General features: G+C 65.9%; 23 protein-coding genes. 18 read left to right on the forward strand and 5 right to left on the reverse strand.

Translation table 11 applies throughout. The features are described 5' to 3' along the window. The first annotated feature begins 77 nt into the window (after positions 1-77). From rplO to LC066_RS17025, 18 genes are all read left to right on the forward strand, one after another. A complete protein-coding gene (gene rplO / locus LC066_RS16940) occupies positions 78-548 on the forward strand; it encodes a 50S ribosomal protein L15 (protein WP_222480538.1) in 471 nt (156 codons plus the stop codon). A gap of 108 nt (positions 549-656) precedes the next feature. Then, complete coding sequence (secY, locus tag LC066_RS16945) at positions 657-2,021, forward strand: preprotein translocase subunit SecY (RefSeq protein WP_224901429.1); 1,365 nt, start codon at positions 657-659, stop codon at positions 2,019-2,021. Then, the gene (locus LC066_RS16950) at positions 2,018-2,596 is read left to right on the forward strand and encodes an adenylate kinase (RefSeq protein WP_224901432.1); all 579 of its coding nucleotides are present in this window, start codon (positions 2,018-2,020) and stop codon (positions 2,594-2,596) included. The genes secY and LC066_RS16950 overlap by 4 nt, the downstream gene beginning before the upstream one ends. Positions 2,597-2,736: 140 nt before the next feature. Then, positions 2,737-3,153 carry a hypothetical protein gene (locus LC066_RS16955; RefSeq protein ID WP_224901435.1) on the forward strand — a complete coding sequence of 139 codons (417 nt, stop codon included), beginning with the start codon at positions 2,737-2,739 and terminating at the stop codon, positions 3,151-3,153. A 355-nt stretch (positions 3,154-3,508) separates the two neighbouring features. Next, the gene (rpsM, locus tag LC066_RS16960; RefSeq protein WP_222480532.1) at positions 3,509-3,877 is read left to right on the forward strand and encodes a 30S ribosomal protein S13; all 369 of its coding nucleotides are present in this window, start codon (positions 3,509-3,511) and stop codon (positions 3,875-3,877) included. Positions 3,878-3,892: 15 nt separating this feature from the next. Then, the gene (rpsK, locus tag LC066_RS16965; protein WP_058245136.1) at positions 3,893-4,285 is read left to right on the forward strand and encodes a 30S ribosomal protein S11; all 393 of its coding nucleotides are present in this window, start codon (positions 3,893-3,895) and stop codon (positions 4,283-4,285) included. Between the two features lie 116 nt (positions 4,286-4,401). Next, positions 4,402-5,418 (forward strand): DNA-directed RNA polymerase subunit alpha, encoded by a 1,017-nt coding sequence (locus tag LC066_RS16970; RefSeq protein ID WP_224901438.1) that lies wholly within the window; start codon positions 4,402-4,404, stop codon positions 5,416-5,418. 202 nt (positions 5,419-5,620) lie between these two features. After that, the gene (gene rplQ, locus LC066_RS16975) at positions 5,621-6,043 is read left to right on the forward strand and encodes a 50S ribosomal protein L17 (protein WP_085890212.1); all 423 of its coding nucleotides are present in this window, start codon (positions 5,621-5,623) and stop codon (positions 6,041-6,043) included. Between the two features lie 173 nt (positions 6,044-6,216). Beyond that, positions 6,217-7,596 (forward strand): trypsin-like peptidase domain-containing protein, encoded by a 1,380-nt coding sequence (locus LC066_RS16980; RefSeq protein ID WP_224901441.1) that lies wholly within the window; start codon positions 6,217-6,219, stop codon positions 7,594-7,596. A gap of 1 nt (position 7,597) precedes the next feature. After that, positions 7,598-8,938: a replication-associated recombination protein A gene (locus tag LC066_RS16985; protein ID WP_224901444.1), complete on the forward strand. Its 1,341-nt coding sequence runs from the start codon at positions 7,598-7,600 to the stop codon at positions 8,936-8,938. A 100-nt stretch (positions 8,939-9,038) separates the two neighbouring features. Then, the gene (crcB, locus tag LC066_RS16990; RefSeq protein ID WP_222480528.1) at positions 9,039-9,422 is read left to right on the forward strand and encodes a fluoride efflux transporter CrcB; all 384 of its coding nucleotides are present in this window, start codon (positions 9,039-9,041) and stop codon (positions 9,420-9,422) included. Further along, positions 9,419-10,471, forward strand: coding sequence for an RluA family pseudouridine synthase (locus LC066_RS16995; protein ID WP_224901446.1), 1,053 nt, complete (start codon positions 9,419-9,421; stop codon positions 10,469-10,471). Before crcB ends, LC066_RS16995 begins: the two co-directional genes overlap by 4 nt. A gap of 10 nt (positions 10,472-10,481) precedes the next feature. Further along, complete coding sequence (locus tag LC066_RS17000) at positions 10,482-11,162, forward strand: HAD-IA family hydrolase (protein ID WP_224901450.1); 681 nt, start codon at positions 10,482-10,484, stop codon at positions 11,160-11,162. Beyond that, a complete protein-coding gene (locus LC066_RS17005; RefSeq protein ID WP_224901454.1) occupies positions 11,162-11,872 on the forward strand; it encodes an ATP12 family chaperone protein in 711 nt (236 codons plus the stop codon). Before LC066_RS17000 ends, LC066_RS17005 begins: the two co-directional genes overlap by 1 nt. Before the next feature lie 251 nt (positions 11,873-12,123). After that, positions 12,124-13,143 (forward strand): amino acid ABC transporter substrate-binding protein, encoded by a 1,020-nt coding sequence (locus tag LC066_RS17010; protein WP_224901456.1) that lies wholly within the window; start codon positions 12,124-12,126, stop codon positions 13,141-13,143. A gap of 121 nt (positions 13,144-13,264) precedes the next feature. Further along, positions 13,265-14,521 (forward strand): amino acid ABC transporter permease, encoded by a 1,257-nt coding sequence (locus LC066_RS17015; RefSeq protein ID WP_224901458.1) that lies wholly within the window; start codon positions 13,265-13,267, stop codon positions 14,519-14,521. A gap of 1 nt (position 14,522) precedes the next feature. Then, entirely contained in the window at positions 14,523-15,827 is a 1,305-nt protein-coding gene (locus tag LC066_RS17020; RefSeq protein ID WP_224901460.1) for an amino acid ABC transporter permease, read from the forward strand. Between the two features lie 14 nt (positions 15,828-15,841). Then, a complete protein-coding gene (locus LC066_RS17025; protein ID WP_222480517.1) occupies positions 15,842-16,630 on the forward strand; it encodes an amino acid ABC transporter ATP-binding protein in 789 nt (262 codons plus the stop codon). Positions 16,631-16,699: 69 nt separating this feature from the next. Here LC066_RS17025 and LC066_RS17030 read toward each other — a convergent pair whose 3' ends face one another. The 5 genes from LC066_RS17030 to argB all read right to left on the reverse strand — a co-directional run bounded on the left by LC066_RS17030 (position 16,700) and on the right by argB (position 20,304). After that, positions 16,700-17,464, reverse strand: a complete 765-nt coding sequence (locus LC066_RS17030) for a hypothetical protein (protein WP_224901462.1) — start codon at positions 17,462-17,464, stop codon at positions 16,700-16,702. A 192-nt stretch (positions 17,465-17,656) separates the two neighbouring features. Continuing rightward, positions 17,657-18,091, reverse strand: a complete 435-nt coding sequence (locus LC066_RS17035; RefSeq protein ID WP_222480513.1) for a DoxX family protein — start codon at positions 18,089-18,091, stop codon at positions 17,657-17,659. 167 nt (positions 18,092-18,258) lie between these two features. Next, positions 18,259-18,768: a SixA phosphatase family protein gene (locus LC066_RS17040; protein ID WP_318246722.1), complete on the reverse strand. Its 510-nt coding sequence runs from the start codon at positions 18,766-18,768 to the stop codon at positions 18,259-18,261. Then, positions 18,765-19,448: a ferredoxin gene (locus LC066_RS17045; protein ID WP_224901464.1), complete on the reverse strand. Its 684-nt coding sequence runs from the start codon at positions 19,446-19,448 to the stop codon at positions 18,765-18,767. Before LC066_RS17045 ends, LC066_RS17040 begins: the two co-directional genes overlap by 4 nt. Then, complete coding sequence (argB, locus tag LC066_RS17050; protein ID WP_085890200.1) at positions 19,438-20,304, reverse strand: acetylglutamate kinase; 867 nt, start codon at positions 20,302-20,304, stop codon at positions 19,438-19,440. Before argB ends, LC066_RS17045 begins: the two co-directional genes overlap by 11 nt. Positions 20,305-20,560: the final 256 nt, after the last annotated feature.

Raw genomic sequence — 20,560 nt, forward strand, 5'->3', positions numbered from 1 at the left:
GGCCGCGTTCAACCAACCAAGAAAAGCCGCGTTCGTCCCAACCGCTTCGGGGGCGTTTCCGGCCAAGGAGAAGCGATATGAAACTGAACGAACTTCGCGACAATCCCGGCGCATCCCCGCGCAAGCAGCGCATCGGCCGTGGCCCGGGTTCCGGCCGTGGTAAGATGGGTGGCCGTGGTATCAAAGGTCAGAAATCCCGCTCCGGCGTCGCGATCAAGGGCTACGAAGGCGGCCAGATGCCGCTCTACCAGCGCCTGCCGAAGCGCGGCTTCAACAAGCCCAACCGCAAGAAATTCGCCGTGGTGAACCTCGGCCTGATCGCCGCCTTCATCGAAGCCGGCAAGATCGACACCAAGGCTCCCGTGACCGAAGACGTGCTGGTTGCCTCCGGCCTGGTCCGCCGCAAGCTGGACGGTGTCCGCATCCTGGCCAAGGGCGATATCACCACCGCCGTGAACCTGGAAGTCACCGGTGCCTCCAAGTCGGCCATCGAGGCCGTCGAAAAGGCCGGTGGTTCGCTGAAGGTGGCTGCCGCAGCCGCGGAATAAGGTTGTGAGCCGCCTCCGGGCGGCTTACATCTTGCCACGTCATTTCTCATTGAGCGCCGCCGAGCCTGAAAATGGCTTCGGCGGCGCTTTGCCAAGAAAGAGAGCCATATGGTATCTGCAGCAGAACAGATGGCTGCCAACACCTCCTGGTCTGCCCTGGGCAAGGCCACGGAGCTGCGCAAGCGCATCCTCTTCACCATCGGGTTGCTGATCATCTGCCGCCTGGGCACCTACATTCCCGTTCCCGGCATCGACGGTGCCGCGCTGCGGGAGTTCATGGAAGGCGCGGGCCAGGGGATCGGCGGCATGCTGTCGATGTTCACCGGCGGCGCCTTGGGCCGCATGGGGATCTTCGCCCTGGGCATCATGCCCTATATTTCCGCCTCCATCATCGTCCAGCTGATGACCGCCATGGTCCCGGCGCTGGAACAGCTGAAGAAGGAAGGCGAACAGGGCCGCAAGAAGATCAACCAGTACACCCGTTACGGCACCGTTCTGCTGGCCACGCTGCAGGCCTATGGCCTGGCCGTGTCGCTGGAAGCGGGCGACCTGGCCTCCGATCCGGGGCTCTTCTTCCGCATCGAGGCGGTCATCACCCTGGTGGGTGGCACCATGTTCATGATGTGGCTCGGTGAACAGATCACCGCCCGCGGCATCGGCAACGGCATTTCCCTGATCATCTTCGTCGGCATCATCGCCGAGGTCCCCGCAGCCCTGGCGCAGTTCTTTGCCTCGGGCCGTTCGGGCGCCATCAGCCCGGCGGTGATCGTCGGCGTGATCGTCATGGTGATCGCGGTGATCGCCTTCGTGGTCTTCATGGAACGCGCCTTGCGCAAGATCCATATCCAGTATCCGCGTCGCCAGGTCGGCATGAAGGTCTATGACGGCGGCTCTTCGCACCTGCCGATCAAGGTGAACCCGGCGGGCGTGATCCCGGCGATCTTCGCCAGCTCGCTGTTGCTGCTGCCGACCACGATCTCGACCTTCTCGGGTGCCGACTCGGGTCCCGTCATGTCGACGATCCTGGCCTATTTCGGCCCCGGTCAGCCGCTCTACCTGCTGTTCTTCGTCGCGATGATCGTCTTCTTCGCCTACTTCTACACCCACAACGTCGCCTTCAAGACCGACGACGTGGCGGACAACCTGAAGAACCAGAACGGCTTCGTTCCGGGCATCCGCCCGGGCGCCAAGACCGCCGAATACCTGGAATACGTGGTCAACCGCGTCCTGGTGCTCGGCGCCGGCTACCTGGCTCTGGTCTGCATGCTGCCCGAAGTGCTGCGCAACCAGTTCGCGGTGCCCTTCTACTTCGGCGGCACCTCGGTGCTCATCGTCGTGTCTGTCACCATGGACACGATCCAGCAGGTCCAGTCGCATCTTCTTGCGCACCAGTACGAGGGCCTGATTGAAAAATCGCAGCTGCGCGGTAAAGGTAAGCGCCGCGCACGCAAGGGAGGAGCTGCACGCCGATGAATATCATTCTTCTTGGACCGCCGGGCGCCGGCAAGGGCACGCAGGCCGGGTTCCTGGTGAAAGAGCGGGACATGATCCAGCTGTCCACCGGGGACATGCTGCGCGAGGCCCGCACCTCGGGCACGGAAATGGGCAAAAAGGTCGCCGAGGTCATGGACCGGGGCGAGCTCGTCACCGACGAGATCGTCATCGGCCTGATCCGCGAGAAGCTGGAAGGCCCGCAGAAGGGTGGTTTCATCTTCGACGGCTTCCCCCGCACCCTGGCTCAGGCAGACGCGCTGCAGGCGCTGCTGGAGGAAGAGGGCCAGACGCTCGACTACGCGATCGAACTGCGCGTGCGGGACGAGGTGCTGGTGGACCGGATCGTGGGCCGGGCCCGCGAAACCGTGGCCGCCGGCGGCACCGCCCGGGCCGACGACAATGAGGAAAGCCTGAAGAAGCGCCTCATGGAGTACTACAAGAAGACCTCGCCGCTGCTCGGCTACTACCACGCGAAGGGCAACCTGAAGCGTGTGGACGGCCTGGCCGAGATGGATGTGGTGAAAGCCTCCATCGGCGCGATCCTCGACGCCTGACCAGGCACGACATCGCGATCTTTGCCTGCGGGGCGCCTTCGGGCGCCCCGTTGCGTTTCTGGCAGCCGGGCTGCGGTGCCCGCCCCTTTCTGACGGCGCTTGTCATTTGCTATGGCCCGACCTGCGGGGCAGGGTAGGGCATGCGTCTGTCCCCCTGCCTCCCCGTCCTTTGCCTGATCGCCACCCTTGCCGCCCCGCCGGCCCTGGCCGATGCCGTGGGCGATGCCCCCTGGGGCCCCGTCGACCTGGTGGAAGATCCCGCCTACTGCGATGCGACCGTGGCGCAGTGGGAAGAGCGGGAGCCGCAGGTGATGGAGCCCGAACACCTGGGCAACCACTACGGCGGCTGCAGCTGGGACGGTCGCCCGCTGCCCTGGCCGCTGCCACGCGGTGCGCGCTTCACCGTGCCCGGCGCGCTCTGCCAAGACGCCCAGGCGTTGCCGCAAGCGCGGTCCTGGCAGACCGACATCACCGGACGCCGGTTTCACGACGGGCGGGTGGTGGTCGAGGTGCCCGGCCGGATGCCCCGGCGGCTGACCTTCCATCCCTGCGACTGACACCCGGCGTAAGCGCCACGGAACAGTGAACCGGCCCCGGCCTGCGCGCTCCCCTTGATCCCGCCCGGCGGGCGATGTACCTTGCCTCGGTGACCTGCGGTTCAGGGACCATGCCGCAGCGTTCCCGTCCCTGCACACCCGCGCCATGTCGCGCGGGGTGGCACGTAACGGTGAAAAAGGGGTTGACCCCCCGCCCATTCCCCCCTACGCAGCCCTATCTACAAGGGCGTCCGCGATTCCCGCATATGCCCAGTAGTCCGTATTCAGACATGGCCCAAGGTCACCGTACCTCGGGCCATCCTGTTGTGAAAAAAGGATCTGGAGCTACGGATCCGCAACCGAAGGAAAGTGACCATTGGCACGTATCGCCGGCGTTAACATCCCGACTGCAAAGCGGGTGCCCATCGCCCTCACCTACATCACCGGTATCGGCCCCTCCTCGGCCAAAGCCATCTGCGAAGCCGTGAACATCGACCTGACCCGTCGCGTGAACGAGCTGTCCGACGCCGAAGTGCTCTCCATCCGTGAGCACATCGACGCCAACTACACCGTGGAAGGCGACCTGCGCCGTGAGACGCAGATGAACATCAAGCGTCTGATGGACCTGGGCTGCTACCGCGGTCTTCGTCACCGCCGCAACCTGCCGGTTCGCGGTCAGCGTACCCACACCAACGCACGGACCCGCAAGGGCCCCGCGAAGCCGATCGCCGGCAAGAAGAAGTAAGGGGAGTACGCAGACATGGCACGTGATACCCGTCGTGGGGGCAAGAAAAAGGTCTCCAAGAACATCGCAGCTGGCGTTGCACACGTTAACTCCAGCTTCAACAACACCAAGATCCTGATCTCTGACGTGCAGGGCAACGCCATTTCGTGGTCGTCCGCCGGCACCATGGGCTTCAAGGGCTCGCGGAAATCCACCCCCTATGCCGCTCAGATGGCTGCCGAAGACGCAGGCAAGAAGGCACAGGAACACGGTGTGAAGACCCTCGAAGTCGAAGTGCAGGGCCCCGGTTCGGGCCGTGAATCCGCACTGCGCGCCCTGGCCGCAATCGGTTTCAACATCACCTCGATCCGTGATGTGACCCCGATCGCCCACAACGGCTGCCGCCCGCCGAAGCGCCGTCGCGTCTGATCGGATATACCCATTTCGGGGGGTCGCGCCACGGCGCGGCCTCTCTTTCGTCTTTTTAAACCTCGGGCGTGCCGACCTTCGGACATGGGGTCGGGACAGGAATTGAGGAGACACGCATGATCCACAAGAATTGGGCCGAACTGATCAAGCCGACACAGCTTGACGTGAAGCCGGGCAATGACCCGGCGCGCCAGGCGACCGTCGTTGCCGAACCGCTGGAACGCGGCTTCGGTCTGACGCTCGGCAACGCGCTGCGTCGCGTTCTGATGTCGTCGCTTCAGGGCGCTGCCATCACCTCCGTGCAGATCGACAACGTCCTGCACGAGTTCTCCTCCGTTGCCGGTGTGCGTGAAGACGTCACCGACATCGTCCTGAACCTGAAGGGCGTCGCCCTGCGGATGGATGTCGAGGGGCCGAAGCGCCTGTCGATCTCCGCCAAGGGTCCGGGGGCCGTCACCGCCGGCGAGATCTCCGAAAGCGCGGGGATCGAGGTCCTGAACAAGGATCACATCATCTGCCACCTCGACGAAGGTGCGGACCTGTTCATGGAGCTGACCGTGAACACCGGCAAGGGCTATGTCCCCGCCGACCGCAACAAGCCCGAGGATGCGCCGATCGGCCTGATCCCGATCGATGCGATCTATTCGCCGATCAAGAAGGTCTCCTACGACGTGCAGCCCACCCGTGAGGGCCAGGTGCTGGACTATGACAAGCTGACCATGAAGATCGATACCGATGGCTCGATCACGCCGGATGATGCCGTGGCCTATGCTGCCCGCATCCTGCAGGACCAGCTGTCGATCTTCGTGAACTTCGAAGAGCCCGAATCCGCCGGCCGCCAGGACGAGGACGACGGTCTCGAGTTCAACCCGCTGCTGCTGAAGAAGGTCGACGAGCTGGAGCTCTCGGTCCGTTCGGCAAACTGCCTGAAGAACGACAACATCGTCTACATCGGCGACCTGATCCAGAAGACCGAAGCAGAGATGCTGCGCACGCCGAACTTCGGCCGCAAGTCCCTGAACGAGATCAAGGAAGTGCTGTCGGGCATGGGCCTGCACCTGGGCATGGACGTCGAGGACTGGCCGCCGGACAACATCGAGGACCTGGCCAAGAAGTTCGAAGATCACTTCTGAGGTCAGCGACCGGAACTTGGGCAGGGCGGGGGGATCCCCGCCTTGCCTTTTTCGCGACAACGGGCCCGTCTCGCTGTTGCACAAAAGGGCGGACCGGGCTATCCGGGCGCCCTCGGGCAACCGCCCCAAGGAGAGTCGGTGACACGCATCGCCGGCCGGACAAAGCAAAACCGCCCGTAGAGGGCACATAGGAGTAAGACACATGCGTCACGCAAAAGGCTACCGTCGCCTCAACCGTACCCACGAACACCGCAAGGCCCTGTGGTCGAACATGGCCGGCTCGCTGATCGAGCACGAGCAGATCAAGACCACCCTGCCCAAGGCCAAGGAACTGCGCCCGATCGTCGAGAAGCTGATCACCCTCGCCAAGCGTGGCGGTGACGATCTGCACGCCCGCCGTCAGGCCGCGTCCAAGCTGAAGCAGGACGCCCTGGTCCAGAAGCTGTTCGACGTCCTCGGCCCGCGCTACGCCGACCGTCAGGGTGGCTACATCCGCATCATGAAGGCCGGCTTCCGCTACGGTGACATGGCGCCGATGGCGATCATCGAATTCGTCGACCGCGACGTCGACGCCAAGGGCGCAGCCGACAAGGCCCGCCTGGAAGCGGAAGAAGCCGCCGAGTAATTCCGGCCTTCCGACCTGATTTCCGAACCCCCGGTGCCCCAGGCGCCGGGGGTTTTCCTTTGCCCCGCGCCGCCCGCCCTTGCGCACGCGCTGGTGAGTTCGCCTGGGTTGCCATTCCCGCCCGCGCTCCGCATATCTGGGGCCACGCCCCACGCACAGAGAAAGGCCCCCAGGTGTTCCGAGCTCTTGCCGCCCTCTGCCTCGCCTGCGCCCTGGCGCTGCCCGCCCAGGCCCGCATCCCGTTCTCGAAGGAGGAGATCACCCTCAGCTTCGCGCCCCTGGTGAAGGAGGCGACGCCGGCGGTGGTCAACATCTATGCCAAGCGGATCGTCGAAACACGGTCGTCGCCATTTGCCAACGATCCGATCTTTTCCGAGTTCTTCCGCAACTTCGCGCCTTCGCGGCCGCGGGTGCAGAACTCGCTCGGTTCGGGGGTGATCCTGTCCGACGACGGCTACGTGGTGTCGAATTACCACGTCGTGGGCCAGGCGGATGAGATCAAGGTGGTGCTGAATGACCGGCGGGAATTCGATGCCACGGTCCTTCTGTCGGACCCCCAGGCGGATCTGGCGATCCTGAAGCTGGAGGGCGCGCAGGACATGCCGCACCTGGACCTGCGCGACAGCGACACCGTGGAGGTGGGCGAGCTGGTGCTGGCCATCGGCAACCCCTTCGGCGTGGGCCAGACCGTCAGCTCGGGCATCGTTTCGGGACTGGCGCGCTCCGGCACGGCCACGGGCAACGAACGTGGCTACTTCATCCAGACGGATGCGCCGATCAACCCGGGCAATTCGGGCGGCGCGCTGATCGACATCAACGGCGATCTGATCGGGGTGAACACTTCGATCCTGTCGCGCTCGGGCGGCTCGAACGGCATCGGGTTTGCCATTCCCGCCAGCCTCGTGGCGCAGGTGCTGGACCAGGCGGAGGCCGGCAATGACCGTTTCCAGCGCCCCTGGGCGGGCATCACCGGACAAAGCGTCGACGCGGACATGGCGGCGCATTTCGGGCTCGACCGGCCCGAGGGGATCGCCATCACCCAGATGCACCCGGCCTCGCCCTTCGCCGAGGCCGGGTTTCAGCCCGGCGACGTGATCCTGGCGGTCGATGGCATGCCGGTGTCGTCACCGCCCGAGATGATCTTCCGCATGACCGTCGCGGGCCTTGGTAACGCGGTGGAGGTGACGCGCCTGCGCGATGGCCGGGAGCGCGAGATAGATGTGACCCTGGCGCCGCCGCCCGAGGATCCGCCGCGAGATCCGGTGACCACCAACCAGGCCTCCGCCCTGCCGGGCATGCGGCTGATCACCGTGAACCCTGCCGTGATCGCGGAAAACCAGCTGCCGCAGGACGCCCGGGGCGCGATGATCGACGACCCCGGCGCCATCGGCACCCGCGCAGGTCTTCAACGGGGCGACGTGATCCAGGCCGTCAACGACACGGTGGTCGACGGCGCCCCCATGGCCGAGGTCGCGCTGACCCGGGCCAACGTCTTCCTGCAACTGACCGTGCTGCGCGACGGGCGCAGCCTGTCCCTGCGCTTCCGGCTCTGACATGGTGGATCTCTTTGACAACGGGGCCGACGGAACGGCCAGCGCAGAGGGCGGCGGCAACAGCGCACCGCGCCCGCTGGCCGATCGGTTGCGCCCGCAGACCCTGGCCGAGGTGATCGGCCAGCAACAGGTCATCGGCCCCGATGCGCCGCTGACCGTGATGCTGGAGTCGGGCTCGCTGTCCTCGCTGATCTTCTGGGGGCCGCCCGGCACCGGCAAGACCACCATGGCGCGTCTGCTGGCCCATGAAACCAACCTGCATTTCGTCCAGATCAGCGCGATCTTCTCTGGCGTGGCCGACCTGAAGAAGGTCTTCGAGACGGCCAAGCAGCACCGCCGCATGGGGCAGGGGACGCTGTTGTTCGTCGATGAGATCCACCGTTTCAACAAGGCGCAGCAGGATAGCTTCCTGCCGCACATGGAAGACGGCACGATCCTTCTGGTCGGCGCCACCACCGAGAACCCCAGCTTCGAGCTGAACGCCGCGCTTCTGTCGCGCTCGCAGGTTCTGGTGCTGGAACGGCTGTCGATGGAGGATCTCGAACAGATGGCGCAGCGCGCCGAAGAGGCCCTGGGCCGCAAGCTGCCACTGACGGCGGAGGCGCGCGAGGCGCTGCTGGCCATGGCCGACGGCGATGGCCGCGCCTTCCTGAACCTCGTCGAACAGGCCGCCGCCTGGAAGACGAAGGAGCCCCTGACGCCCGAACAGCTGTCGGCGCGGCTGATGCGGCGGGCGGCGAAATACGACAAGTCGGGGGATGAGCACTACAACCTGATCTCGGCGCTGCACAAATCCGTCCGGGGCAGCGACCCGGATGCCGCGCTCTACTGGTTCAGCCGGATGCTGGAGGGCGGCGAGGACCCGCGATACATCGCCCGTCGCGTGACCCGCATGTCGGTCGAGGACATCGGCCTGGCGGACCCGCAGGCGCAGACGATCTGCCTCGATGCCTGGCAGGTCTACGAACGCCTGGGTAGCCCCGAAGGGGAACAGGCGCTGGCCAATGCGGTGATCTACCTGGCCCTGGCGCCCAAGTCGAACGCGACCGAGATGGCCTATCTCGCCGCCCGCGCCCAGGCCCGCAAGACCGGGAGCGTGATGCCGCCCAAGCATATCCTGAACGCGCCGACGAAGTTCATGGCGGGGCAGGGCTATGGCGCCGACTACGCCTATGACCACGATGCCGAGGATGGCTTCTCGGGGCAGAACTACTTCCCCGAGGAGATGCAGCGGACGGAGTTCTACCAGCCCGTCGAACGCGGGTTCGAGCGCGACCTGAAGAAGCGGATCGAGTATTTCGCCAAGCTGCGGGCGAAACGCGCGGGCAACCCCGGGACCTGATGCCGGGCAGGGGGCCGGGCGTCTTGCGCAACCCGGCTAATACCTCGCCGACACCCTTGTAAAACTTGACAACCGCGGGCCCGCGCGCGACAGACGCCGGATGATCCTGACCGTTCTTCAAGTTGCTGCCGGAGGCGCCATTGGTGCCTCGCTCCGATACCTGTCGGGGGTGGGCTTGATGCGCGTCTTCGGGCCCGGCCTGCCGATCCCGGTGGGCGTGATCTTCGTCAACATCCTCGGCTCCTTCCTGATGGGGGCGCTGGTGGTGCTGATCGCGGACCGGAGCCTGGGCCACTGGAACCCCTTCCTGGCGACGGGGATCCTGGGCGGCTTCACCACCTTCTCCTCCTTCTCGCTGGAGGCCTTCACGCTCTACGAGCGGGGGGAACCGGCGCTGGCGGCGGTCTATGTCGGGATCAATGTCATTCTTTCGCTCGCGGCCATCGTCGCGGGCACCTACGCGATGCGGGCGGTATTGGTATGAGCGGTGTGCAGCAGATCGAGATCCCGGCGGGTGACGCCGACATGCGGCTGGACCGCTGGATGCGGCGGACCTTCCCGCAGCTGACGCAGGGACGCATCGAGAAGATGTGCCGCAAGGGCGAGCTGCGCGTGGATGGCGGGCGGGTGAAATCCAACACCCGGCTGGCGCCCGGCCAGATCCTGCGCGTGCCGCCGATCCCCGAGGGCGAGGCGCCCGCGCCAAAGGCCGGGCCGCGCATCAGCGACGACGACGCCAAGATGATGCGCGACGCCGTGCTGTGGATGGACGACCATATCATCGCGCTGAACAAGCCCGCCGGCCTGCCGGTGCAGGGCGGCTCGAAACAGACCCGCCATGTGGATGGCCTGTCCGAGGCGCTGCGCTTCGACTACGACGAGAAGCCCCGGCTGGTGCATCGCCTCGACAAGGACACCTCGGGCCTGCTGCTGCTGGCGCGCACGCGCGAGGCGGCCTCGAAGCTGACCGGCGCCTTCCGCTCGCGCGAGACGCGCAAGATCTACTGGGCGCTGGTGGCGGGTGTGCCGCAGCCCTACATGGGCACCATCAAGTTCGGCCTGGTGAAGGCCCCGGGCCATGGCTCCGGCGGCGAGGGCGAGAAGATGATCTGCGTGCATCCGCGCGATGTCGACAGCACACCCGGTGCGAAACGCGCCGTGTCGGACTACTCGGTGCTGTGGCGCCTGGGCCAGCGCGCCGCCTGGGTCGGCCTGGTGCCGGTCACGGGCCGTACGCACCAATTGCGCGCCCATATGGCCGAGATGGGCCATCCGATCATCGGCGACGGAAAGTATGGCGGATCCAGCCAGGAGAACCTCGGCGATGGCTGGGGTGCGCAACTGGGGGGCGAGATCAGCCGCAAGCTGCACCTGCACGCCCGGCTTCTGCGCTTCACCCATCCCTTCACCGGGAAAGAGGTCGAGCTGGAAGCGCCGCTGCCCGACCACATGAAGCGCAGCTGGGATCACTTCGGCTGGTCCGAGGATACCGTGCGCAAGGATCCCTTCGACCTCGACGAACCGCTGGACTGAGGACCGCGCCATGGCAGATCTGCGATTGGTCATCTTCGACGTGGACGGCACCCTGTCCGACTCGCTGGGCGAGATCGTCGGCGCCATGGAAGCGGCCTTTGGCGCCGAACACATGACGGTCCCCGACCGGGACCGGATCATGGGCATCATCGGCCTGTCCCTGGAAGAGGCCATGCCGCAGCTGGCGCAGGAGGCCCCGGCCTCCACCCATGCGCGGCTGGTGGCGGGCTACAAGGCGGCCTACCAGAAACAACGCCTGGCGGCGGGGCCGGATCACTCGCCCCTTTTCCCGGGCATGCGCGACCTGGTTGAACGCCTGGCAGCGGAGCCCGAGACATTGCTGGCCGTGGCCACCGGCAAGTCGCGGCGCGGGCTGGAGGCCCTGCTGGACACCCACGGGCTGCGGCCCTTCTTCCAGTCGATCCAGGTGGCCGACGATCACCCCTCGAAACCCCATCCGTCGATGGTGATGACTGCCCTGGCCGAGACCGGCGTGGACGCCTCCCGCGCGGTGATGATCGGCGACACGAGCTACGACCTTGAGATGGCGCGCGCCGCTGGCGTTCCCTCCATCGGCGTGGCCTGGGGCTATCACCCGGCCCACCAACTGGCCCAGGCTGACGTGGTGGTCGACACGCCCGCGGACCTGGCCCGGGCCATCGACGCCCTGACGACCGGAGACAAGACCTGATGAGCGATTGGAAGCCCCGCCGTTTCTGGACCGAGGCCGCCGCCCTGCCGGTGACCGGCGGCTACACCGTGCAGCTGGACAAGCGCCCGGTGAAGACCCCGGCCAAGGCCGCGCTGGTGGTGCCGACCGAGGCGCTGGCCCAGGCGCTGGCGGCCGAATGGGACGCCCAGGAAGAGGTGGTCGACCCGGCCACCATGCCGATGACCCGCACCGCCAATTCCGCCATCGACAAGGTGGCCGTGCAGCGGGCCGAGGTGGCGGAAATGCTGGCCGCCTACGGCGACAGCGACCTGCTGTGCTACCGGGCCGACAGCCCGGCGGAACTGGTCGACCGGCAGGCGGCGCACTGGGACCCGATGCTGGACTGGGCCGAGGCCGAGCTGGGCGCGCGACTCAGCCCGCGCACCGGAATCATCCATGCGCCGCAGGATCCCGCCGCGCTGGAGGTCCTGCGGGAGCGAGTCCATACGCTCGACCCCTTCGAACTGGCCGCCTTCCACGATCTGGTGGCGCTCACGGGCTCTCTGGTGCTGGGCTTTGCCGCTTTTTTGACCACCCGGTCCGCAGACGAGATCTGGGAAGTGTCGCGCCTCGACGAGCGCTGGCAGGAATCCCAATGGGGGACCGACGAGGAAGCACGGCAGATCGAAGCCCTGAAAAGGGCATCTTTTGACGATGCGCGCCGATTCCTTGCGCTTCTGCATCGGTAAGATTGCCTAGAGAACCTCTTGGACGGGCGCGCCTGCGATGATGCGCGGCGCCCGACCTGTGCCTTTGTCGCAGATGGGATCGTTCGCTTTCCGTGATGAATGGGTTGACCCACCGCGATGAATCCGCTCACTGTTTAGGCACTGTTAGGGGGAGCACCTCTAGCGCTTTTTGTCTCCGACCCCAAAAGGGGCGGTGAACCGCCGCTGCAGACATGGATGCAGACAAGGCGGAAAATCAGGAAGAGGTAAACATGAAAAAATCCGTATTTCTTGGCGCGCTGACCGTCGCCGGCCTGGCCGCTGGCGTTGCCGGCGCAGCCACCCTGGACGACGTGAAGGCCCGCGGCACGCTGAACTGCGGCGTCTCCACCGGCCTGACCGGCTTTTCCTACCCCGACGCCAACGGCGAGTGGCAGGGTTTTGACGTCGGCGTCTGCCGTGCCGTCGCCGCCGCCGTCCTGGGCGATGCCAGCGCGGTCGAGTTCGTTCCGACCACCGGCAAGACCCGCTTTACCGCTCTGGCCTCCGGCGAGATCGACATGCTGGCCCGGAACACCACCTGGACCTTCTCGCGCGATGTCGACCTGAAGTTCACCTTCGTCGGCGTGAACTACTACGACGGCCAGGGCTTCATGATCCCGAAAGAGCTGGGCGTGTCCTCGGCCAAGGAACTCGACGGCGCCACCGTCTGCATCCAGACCGGCACCACGACCGAGCTGAACCTGGCCGACTACTTCCGCGTCAACAACATCAGCTACGAGCCGGTCCCGATCGAGACCAATGCCGAAGCGCAGCAGCAGTTCCTGGCCGGTGCCTGTGACGTCTACACCACCGACGCCTCCGGCCTGGCCGCGACCCGCGCCACCTTCGAGAACCCGGGCGACTATGCCGTCCTGCCCGAAATCATCTCGAAAGAGCCGCTCGGCCCGCTCGTCCGTCATGGCGACGACGAATGGGGTGACGTGGTTCGCTGGACCCTGAACGCCCTGATCGCTGCCGAGGAATACGGCGTCACCTCCGCCAACGTTGCCGACCTGGCCTCCGCGCCGACCGACAACCCGGAAGTGAACCGTCTGCTGGGCACCGAAGGTGAACTGGGCGCCATGCTGGGCCTGGAAGCCGACTTTGCCGTGGACGCGATCGCGGCCGGCGGCAACTACGGTGAACTGTTCGAGAAGAACATCGGCGAGAACACCCCGATCGGTCTCGCCCGTGGCCTGAACGCCCAATACACCGATGGCGGCCTGCTCTACAGCCCGCCGTTCCGCTAAGATCCAACGGCGGAGGGCGCGGCACTGGCCGCGCCCTCCTGCCATCGGCCCCCTCGGGGGCAGTTACCGGCCCCGCGCGTAGACGCATCCCAGAACTGGCCGGACACGGGGAAGATTCACAATGACAACGCTTACTGATCCGCCGGCGGAGTCGTTCAAGCTATCCATGCTTGTCTACGACACGCGCTATCGGTCCATCACTTTCCAGATCATCGCGCTGATCGCGTTCCTGCTGTTCTTCGGCTGGCTGACGCTGAACACGGTCCAGAACCTCAACGACCTGGGCAAGGAAGTCTCCTTCGGCTTCCTCGGCAATCCCGCCGGGTATGACATCAACCAGCGCCTGATCGAATACGACAACCAGGACACCCACCTGCGTGCGGCCTTCGTCGGCCTGCTGAACACGCTGCTGGTCGCTGTCCTGGGCTGTATCACCGCCACCATCGTCGGCGTCATCGTCGGTGTGCTGCGTCTGTCGGGCAACTGGCTGATCGCGCGCCTGATGACCGTCTATGTCGAGATGTTCCGCAACGTCCCCGTGCTGATGTGGATCATCCTGGCCATGGCTGTCCTGATCGAAAGCCTGCCGGCCCCCTCGGCCTTCCGCGGCGACGATCCCGACTCCACGATGAAGCTCTTCGACAGTGTCGCGCTGACCAACCGAGGCGTCTACATCCCCGAGCCGCTGTTCTCCCGCGGGCTGGGCGACATCTCCTTCTTTGGCGCCTTCGACATCAGCGTCGACCTGATCGCGATTATCGTGGTGCTCATCGGATCCATCTGGGTGTCGAAACGCATCGGCCGCAAGGCGGATGCCACCCAGGAAGCCACCGGCATCCGCCCCACCACCTGGCACATCCGCACCGCCGTGGTGATCCTGCCCACCGTGGTCCTGCTGGGCATCCTGGGCTTCCACCTGGGCTATCCGGAACTGCGCGGCTTCAACTTCCAGGGCGGCACGCACATGCGCAACTCGCTGATCGCGCTGTGGCTGGCCCTGTCGCTGTACACCGCCGCCTTCGTGGCGGAGATCGTGCGCGCCGGCATCATGGCCATTTCCGCCGGCCAGACCGAGGCCGCAGCCGCGCTTGGCCTGCGGTCCAACCGGATCATGTCGCTGGTCATCCTGCCCCAAGCCCTGCGGGTCATCATCCCGCCGCTGATCTCCCAGTACCTGAACCTGACGAAGAACTCCTCGCTGGCGATCGCCGTGGGCTACATGGACATCACCGGCACGCTGATGGGGATCACCCTGAACCAGACCGGGCGCGAGCTTGAGACCGTTCTGCTGGGCATGGCGATCTACCTGGTGATCAGCCTGATCATCTCCAGCGTCATGAACGTCTACAACGAACGCAAGAAACTGGTGGAGCGGTGAGATGAGCAATACGCACGCTGATACTGTTCTTTACGTCCGCGACACCATGCTGGACCAGCAGGAGCCCCCGGCCTCGACCGTGGGCCCCGTGGGCTGGGCCAAGGACAACCTGTTCTCGGGCTGGCTGAACACGGCTCTGACGGTGCTGTCGAGCCTCTTCATCGCCTACCTGCTGTACCGGCTGATCCCGTGGTTCGTCTCGCCCACCTGGGACGGCACCTCGCTGTCCAACTGCCGCGAGATCCTGGACGGGCACGAAGGCGCCTGCTGGGGCGTGATCCGCGATCGCTGGCAACAGCTTCTGTTCGGGTTCTACCCGCCGGAGCTCTACTGGCGCCCGATCCTGACCCTGGTCCTGCTGCTGGTGGCGCTGGCGCCGGTGCTCTACACCGACTACGTCACGCCCAAGCTGCTGTATTTCTCGGCCGCCTTCCCCTTCCTGATGCCCTGGCTGCTCTGGGGTGGCACCGTCTGGATGCCGCTGATGGCGGCCGCGGGCTTTGCCATCGGGTTTGTCGTCTTCACCCTGGTCAGCCGGGTGCTGAACGCCGGTATCTCGATCTTCGCCGCGGCGTTGGTTGCGGTGCTCTGGTGGGTGCTGCTGGCCGCGCCGGTCGCCCATGGCATCGCCTCGGTCCTGCCGCTGGCGCTGGAGCCTGTGGCCAGCCGCGACTTCGGGGGCTTCATGCTGTCGATCACCATCGGCGTCACCGCCATCGGCTGTTCGCTGCCCATCGGGATCGTCCTGGCGCTTGGCCGCCGCAGCGACCTGCCGCTGGTGAAGATCCTCTGCGTGGGCTTCATCGAATTCATCCGTGGCGTGCCGCTGATCACCCTGCTGTTCGTGGCCTCGGTGCTGCTGAACATCTTCCTGCCGCCGGGCACCAACTTCGACATCATCCTGCGGGTGATGATCATGGTGACGCTGTTCGCGTCGGCCTACATGGCCGAGGTGATCCGCGGGGGCCTTGCCGCCCTGCCCAAGGGCCAGTACGAGGCGGCCGATGCGCTTGGCCTCGACTACTGGAAGGCGCAGCGGCTGATCATCATGCCGCAGGCCCTGAAGATCTCGATCCCGGGGATCGTGTCGACCTTCATCGGGGTGTTCAAGGACACCACGCTGGTGTCGATCATCGGCCTGATCGACCCGCTGGGCCTGGCCAACGGGATCCGCGCCGACACCGCCTGGAACGGCATCTACTGGGAGCTGTTCATCTTCATCGGTGCCGTCTTCTTCATCTTCTGTTTCTCCATGTCCCGCTACTCGATGTACCTGGAGCGCAAGCTTCAGACCGGCCATCGCTGAGGAGGTAATACCAAATGACCAATACCGCAGTCGAAACCCCGACTCCTGCCGCGATGAAAGTCTCTGACGAGGTCGCCATCGAGATCAGCCAGATGAACAAGTGGTACGGCCAGTTCCACGTGTTGCGCGACATCAACCTGACGGTGAACCGGGGCGAACGCATCGTCATCGCGGGTCCCTCGGGCTCGGGCAAGTCCACCATGATCCGCTGCATCAACCGCCTGGAGGAACACCAGGCGGGCAAGATCATCGTCGACGGGACCGAGCTGACGAGCGATCTGAAGAACATCGACAAGGTGCGGTCCGAGGTCGGCATGTGCTTCCAGCACTTCAACCTCTTCCCGCATCTGACGATCCTGGAAAACTGCACCCTGGCGCCGATCTGGGTCCGCAAGACCCCGAAGAAGGAAGCGGTCGAGACCGCGATGCACTTCCTGGAAAAGGTGAAGATCCCCGAGCAGGCCAACAAGTACCCCGGCCAGCTGTCGGGCGGTCAGCAGCAGCGTGTGGCGATCGCCCGGTCGCTCTGCATGAAGCCGCGCATCATGCTGTTCGACGAACCGACCTCGGCTCTGGACCCGGAGATGATCAAGGAGGTGCTCGACACCATGATCGAGCTGGCGGAAGAGGGCATGACCATGCTCTGCGTGACCCACGAGATGGGCTTTGCCCGCCAGGTGGCAAACCGCGTGATCTTCATGGACCAGGGCCAGATCGTTGAACAGAATGAGCCGGAAGAGTTCTTCAACAACCCGCGCTCGGAACGCACCAAGCTGTTCCTCAGCCAGATCCTAGGGCACTGAGCGCCCGAAGGCCCAGATTGGAAAGGCCCCGCTTAGGCGGGGCCTTTTGTCTTGGGGCGGAAGCGGTTCTCAGCGCGCCTTGGGCTCCAGTGCGGTGCGCACCTCGGCCCAGACTTGCGGCCCGGTCTCGCGCTGATAGACCCGCGGCGGCCCCTTGATCGCAACCTGGGTGCCGATATGGGCCACGCCCAGCACCTCGATGCCGCTGAAATAGCCCTCGTCCACCGGGCGGGGCAGGGCGGCACGGACGTTGACATTGCCCGCCAGCTGGAAACTTTGCCCCTGCATCTGGTCGGGCGGCGGCAGGTCGGCAGCATTGGCCAGGATCGTGTCGGTCCAACGGCTTGAGGCCGCGTCGAAACTGCCCAGCCAGATGACCCCGGTCTCGCTGACCGAGGCCAGCGAGACCACTGGATCGGTGACTGGTCCCTGTTCCACGGCCTGCGCCGTGGCGCTGTCGCTTCTATCCGGGCCGAGCCCGGACAGAAGAGCTGCAGTGGAGGCTTCTGCTGCGCTTCCCGGGGCAAGGCGGCCGAGCAGCGTTTCCAACGCCAGTTCCAGTTCGGCAATGCGGTCCTTGTTCTTCTGGCTTTCCACCGTGGCATCGGCGACGGCGGTCTTCAGGCCGACATTCTGGCCGCTGATCTCGACCTCGGCGCCGAAGAAGGACAGCTTGTTGATCGACAGGCCCAGGCCGCCGGCGGCTTTGAGCAGCATGATCAGCACTACCCCGAAGACACCCCATTTCAGGGAAAAGCAGGAGGCATCGACAATTTCCTTGAGAACCCGGTGTTCGGACGCGGGGCGCTCCGGTGCGGATGGGGCATCGGTCATGGTAAACTCCATGGGATAAATCACAGGTTGAAATTCGGTCGTAGAAAATACGCTTCAAGGGTAGCACGGCCCGGGCGGTGCGGGAATGCGCCTCAGGTCGTAGGACCTGCGAAAACCCCCGCCTGCACGGGGGCGGGCGGGGGCAAGGGCAGATAGGGAGGGAAGGCGAGGTGTCCGTCCTGGTCTTGGGCCTCAGCCCTGGGTCAGGGCCAGGGCGCCGCCGCCCAGCAGGGCCTGCACCAGCAGGGTCACGGCCCAGAAGGCGGGATATTCCCAGCCGCCGTTTTCATTGTTGAACCAGAAGCCGTTCTTGCCGTGGGCCAGGATGGCGGCGCCCAGCAGGGTCGGGATCAGCAGCAGCGCCACCAGGCTGGTCTGGAAGCCCAGGATCAGGGCCAGCCCGCCCAGGGTCTCGGCGGCGATGGTGATATAGGCGAACCACCCCGGCACGCCGAGCGAGGCGAAGAAGCCGGCGGCGCCTTTCGGCGTGAAGATGAAGTATTTCAGATAGGCGTGGGCCAGGAACAGCCCGCCCAGGGTGACGCGCAGCAGCAGGGCGGCGATGGCGATGGCGGTGTCGGAACCGGCGCCGGCGGCGCCCAGGATGTTGGTGGAAAGGTCGATCATTGTCTTGTCCTCAGCAGGGGCCCCGTGGGCCGTTGTCCGTTGTGTTGAGGCAGAGATAGACCTGTCGCACTTTCCATGAAATGGCGATGATGTGGAATGACCTTCGCTGAAATGGGCGCAATGTGGAGCGGCCCCTCAGGCCATGGAGCGCCGGGATCGTCCGGTGCTCAGTCGGTCAGCTCTCGCGGCGTGATGAAATCCGCCGCCCGGCCCGTGTGTGGTTCCAGATCGCGCCAGCTGTCGATGGGGAAATCCGCGACCAGTGTCGCCCCGGTGGGGTAGTCGGTGAACCGCGGATGGGGCACCGGGTCAGCCAGAAGCGCCTCAGCCAGGGCGGCGATCCCGGGATTATGCGCGATCAGCAGGACGCAGTGGCCCCGCGCCGCCCTTAGGGCGGACAGCAAGCGGGGCGGCTCCGCCAGGTAGAGTTTCGCGTCGAGGTCCGGCGCGATATCGAGGTGCAGACCGGCAAAGGTCTCCTGCGTGCGTTTGGCGTCCGACACCAGCGCCTGGTCGGGCAGGTGCCCTCGCTCGACGAGCCATTGCCCAAGCGCCTCGGCACTGCGCTGACCGCGCGAGTTCAAGGGGCGGGCGTGATCGGACAGGGCCGGATCGTCCCAGGCGGATTTCGCGTGCCGCATCAGGATCAGGCGCCGGCCCGGCTCTTGCTCTGTCACGTATCCCCCAGGAATTGCCGCATGTGATAGGCGGAATGTGCCGCGATCCTGCCATGGCCGGCGCCCGCCGGGCAAGCGCGCCGTGCCAGGCAGCCCGCTGTCAGGCAGGGCGCGCCCTCGGGCTGGCGCAGGTGATCCTTGCAGGCGGGCACGTCATAGCCGCCCGCGCCCCCCAGGGCGCCAACGGGGCAGGCGGTGCGGCAGGGGGCGGCGCAGCCGTCGCAGGGGGAGGACAGGGGCGGCGGCACCGTCAACTCCCACCTCAGGGCCAGGGCGCCCCGGAAGGACGTCAGAAGTCCCATGCCGCGATGCACAAGCAGCCCGATGGGGGAGCTGTGGACCCGCCCGCTGGCCAGCGCCCAGGCCAGGAAGGGGGCGAAGGGCGGGCCGCCGAAGGGATAGAGGGGGATCGCACCGATCTCCGCCGCCCAGGCGCCGATCACGCGGGTCGACCAGCGGTCCATCGGATCTGGCGCACCGTCCCGCCATTCCGGGCTGTCGGTGAAGGCAGGCCAGAAGGCCGGTTCATGGGGTGACAGCAGAAGCAGGCTGCGCGTGCCGCCGGGCAGGTCGTCGCGGGCGGTACAGGCCCGCGCATCCAGCCCGCAGGAAACCGTCAGCTGGCGGGCCTGCGCGGCCCGTTCCAGCCTGTCGAGATCGGCAGGTGCCTCAGCTGGCACGGATCAGGGAGCCGGCCCCGTGTTCGGTGAACAGCTCCAGTAGCACGGCATTGGGGGCACGGCCATCCAGGATGACCACCGCGCGCACGCCGCGTTCGATCGCATCCAGCGCCGTCTGGGTCTTGGGAATCATGCCACCGGCGATGGTGCCGTCTGCGGTCATGTCGCGGATCTGCTGGGCGGTCAGCGCGGTCACCACCTCGCCCGAGCCGTCCTTCACACCCGCCACATCTGTCAGCAGCAGCAGCCGGTCGGCACGCAGGGCCCCCGCGATGGCGCCGGCGGCGGTGTCGCCGTTGACGTTGAAGGTCTGGCCCTCGCGGCCCATGCCGATGGGGGCGATCACCGGGATGATGTCGCTGCGGAACATCGAGTGCAGGATCGTCGTGTCCATCTCGTCCGGGGTGCCGACCAGGCCCAGTTCCGGGTCGTCCTGGCGACAGACCATCAGGTTGGCATCCTTGCCGGACAGGCCCACACCCTTGCCGCCCTGGGCGTTGATCGCCTGGACGATCCGCTTGTTCACCTGACCCGACAGCACCATCTCTACGACGTCCATGGTGGCCTGGTCGGTGACCCGCTTGCCGCGGACGAACTCGGATTTCACCTGCAGCTTGTCCAGCATCTCGTTGATCATCGGGCCGCCGCCATGGACGATCACCGGGTTCACGCCGACCTGCCGCATCAACACGATGTCACGGGCGAAATTCTCCAGCCCGTCGGCATCGGTCATGGCATGGCCGCCGAATTTCACCACCACGATGGCACCTTCGTAGCGCTGCAGGTAGGGCAGGGCCTCCGACAGGGTGCGGGCGGTGGCGATCCAGTCTTGGTTCATGGCGGTCTGCTTCTTCATGTCTCGGGCGTCCTTGGTTTCGTCGCTTGATACGCGTTGCCCGGCGCGCTGCCAAGTCCGACCCGTGCCGCACTGCGGCGCTGAGCGAGTTCAAGGGTGATCACGAAGGATTTTGCGGAAGCCAGCCGCAAGCGGCGGGGAATTGCCTTCGTTGCGCTGCCTTGACGGCGCCCGATGGCCGACGCCCGTGACAGTGATGCGATGTGATTGGAACTCTTCGCCGTTTCGGTGTGTTGATCCGGCGAGAACGCCCTCT

The sequence above is a fragment of the Pseudooceanicola marinus genome, from assembly GCF_020177265.1.
Lineage (GTDB): Bacteria > Pseudomonadota > Alphaproteobacteria > Rhodobacterales > Rhodobacteraceae > Pseudooceanicola > Pseudooceanicola marinus_A.